General features: G+C 58.9%; 2 protein-coding genes and 1 pseudogene. 2 read left to right on the forward strand and 1 reads right to left on the reverse strand.

Translation table 11 applies throughout. The features are described 5' to 3' along the window. Positions 1-95: 95 nt before the first annotated feature. Both NHF53_RS21905 and NHF53_RS21910 read left to right on the forward strand, forming a co-directional pair. A pseudogene (locus NHF53_RS21905) lies at positions 96-407 on the forward strand (carbohydrate ABC transporter permease); the annotation flags it as partial. 501 nt (positions 408-908) lie between these two features. Further along, on the forward strand, positions 909-1,913 hold the full coding sequence (locus NHF53_RS21910; RefSeq protein WP_252836091.1) for a LacI family DNA-binding transcriptional regulator: 1,005 nt from the start codon (positions 909-911) through the stop codon (positions 1,911-1,913). Positions 1,914-2,004: 91 nt separating this feature from the next. On the opposite strand, the gene NHF53_RS24205 is transcribed toward NHF53_RS21910, so the two are convergent. Next, on the reverse strand, positions 2,005-2,450 hold a 446-nt coding region (locus NHF53_RS24205), incomplete at its 5' end, for a recombinase family protein (protein ID WP_308218698.1).

The raw sequence follows: 2,450 nt of genomic DNA on the forward strand, positions 1-2,450 counted from the left end.
GTCGGCATTCGACACTGGGCTATCTCAGCCCGATGGAATTTGAAAACAAGGTCGGATTAGCTTAACTCGGTGTCCGAAAAACCGGCAGCAGGCCAGTCGACGGCGCCTCACCCTTCCGAATCTGGCGGTCGATCTATCTACCTCTCGGCATGCCCGCCGTCGCTACCGCCTCGATCTTGATGGGCGTCGATACGTGGAATCAGTATCTCTGGCCCGTACTCGTCGCCCACAGCGATCGCACGCGCCCTATCTCGGTGGCCGTCGGCGCATTCTTTGGACAGGACAGTATTCGCTGGGATGATGCCATGGCGGCATCGGTCCTGATGATGATTCCGATGCTGCTTCTGTATCTTGCGTTCCAACGCTGGTTTGTAAGCGCATTCATCGGCTCGGCGGTCAAGGGATAGTGATGGCATTCTGCGCTCTGCCTTTGGATGCCCCGCCAGCGGCACAACGGTTTCTCGGTCCCCGGCCAGGTTGTGACAGGCTGGGTCACGACCTCCTGCTCGACAGCCGCGGCTCCTGCGGAGGCATTAGCGCATCGTGCGGACCGCAGTTGCCCGGAGACACAGGCACCGAGGCGGTTGCCCCACAAAAATTTATGGTAATATAGTAACTGTAGGCTGGTACCGGGAGGAGATCGGCTCAATTTTGGTCGCTTTAATCGCACTGGATAGGAGGTACGCCTGTCGGAATCCAACTCGTGTGAGCATGCGTTTGATCAAAGCGATCGTGAGAGTGGGGAACTCTCACAATCAGGCAATAACGGATCCGAAAGTCAGCACGTAACACCATGCAAGACACCACAATGAGACTTTTGCGCGTGCCAGGCGAGAAGTTGAGAGATCGAACAGACTTGGCTGCCCTATGGCGGCAGCGGATCCAGCCCAAGGGTGGAGGCTATCCTGATGCATAAAATCCCATCGCAACGCGAAATCGCAAAGCGGGTCGGCACATCGCTCAAGACCGTGTCACGGGTCATCAATGGTGACCCGCGCGTGAAAGCCGAGACGCGCGCGCGCATTGAAGCAATTGCATCCGAAATGGAGTATGCGCCATCGCAGGCCGCCCGCATGATGCGTTCGCAGAAAAGCGACGTGATTGGCTTTCTAGCCGACGGGTTCATCACTGCGACTTCCTCGATCGAACTCATTCGCGGTGCGCAGGACGCTGCATGGGATCGTGGCAAGCAAATGATGCTTTTCAATATAGATCATCATGAAAGTTGCTGCGCAGCCCGTGCCGAAAGCCAGCTTTTGGCGTTTCGCGCTGAGGCCGTCATCTACGCCACCGTTGCTCATCAGGAAGTCACCATCCCGCAACGCGCCGTGCCGCATGTGCTGTTAAACTGCTACGATTCGCAGGCGCGCCACCCATGTGTGCTGCCTGATGACTATCAACTCGCGTTTGACCTGACGTCGATGATTCTCGATAGAGGCTATCGCCGCCCCGTATTCCTCAATCTATCGGCCCGAAACGTCGCCAGTTTCTTGCGTGCCCGCGGCTTTCGCGATGCGGGATCAACGCATGACATTGACTTGTCGACGTCGATACAAACAGCGGTGACCTTTGACGAGGATGGCGGGACCCGTTTTCTGGCCGATCAGATCCTCCCGCGGCTGTTTGCGCAGAGCGCGCGCCCCGACTTGATCCTGTGTGGTCAGGACATCTTGGCGATGGACGTGTATGCGGCTCTCAACCAGATGGGTTTGGCGGTCGGGGAGGATGTGGCCGTCGCGAGCTTCGATAACCAGGCGCCCATTGCCCACCTTCTGCGCCCCGGACTCTCGACAATGCAGCTTCCCTACTATGAGATGGGGCGTCAGGCGATGCTGTTGGCGATCGACCGTCCCGAAACCGTCGGCCCGACCATTCGCGTAAAAGGTGAGTTTGTCGCGCGAGCGTCCTTCTAGCCTGCCGGCCCAACCTCGTGCCGGCGCAAGCGGGTGTATCGCATGGAAGCACGGCGCGCCCCGCCGTGGAGAGGTTCGTTCCCGCGTCTTATCAATGCTGCGCGGTCAAATTGCTGCCTTCTGCGTCTTCCACCCCTTCCACGAGGATGGGGGCGATGATGTTGAATCCGCGCATGGGGCAATCGGAACCGCAGGAGAGGACGGCACCGTCCGTCGTTGCGAGGTTTCGCCTTAGGGTTCGTGACGAGACGTTGAGTTCTCTGGCGACCTGATGGAGTCCGAGTTGCCTGCAGGTGATTGAACAGGATGCGAACCTGAGCTGCTCTTCGGTCAGCGCTTTCGGGCGTCCGAGCTGCTTTCCACGGCTGCGCGCAGCCGCCATGCCGGCTCGTGTTCGCTCGCTGATGACCGAGCGCTCGAACTCTGCGAGCGCCGCCATCATGTGGAACATCAATCGTCCACCAGATGAACCTGTGTCGATACTTTCGGTCAGGGAGCGGAAAGCGATGCCGCGCCGTCCCAGTTGCTCAAGAAGGC

Origin of the sequence: Ciceribacter sp. RN22, assembly GCF_024054295.1 — a bacterium.
Classification (GTDB): domain Bacteria; phylum Pseudomonadota; class Alphaproteobacteria; order Rhizobiales; family Rhizobiaceae; genus Allorhizobium; species Allorhizobium lividum.

What these genes read in the sequence shown, in the direction of transcription:
- NHF53_RS21910 (WP_252836091.1), top strand. Translation starts at nt 909, where the DNA reads ATGCATAAAATCCCATCGCAACGCGAAATCGCAAAGCGGGTCGGCACA.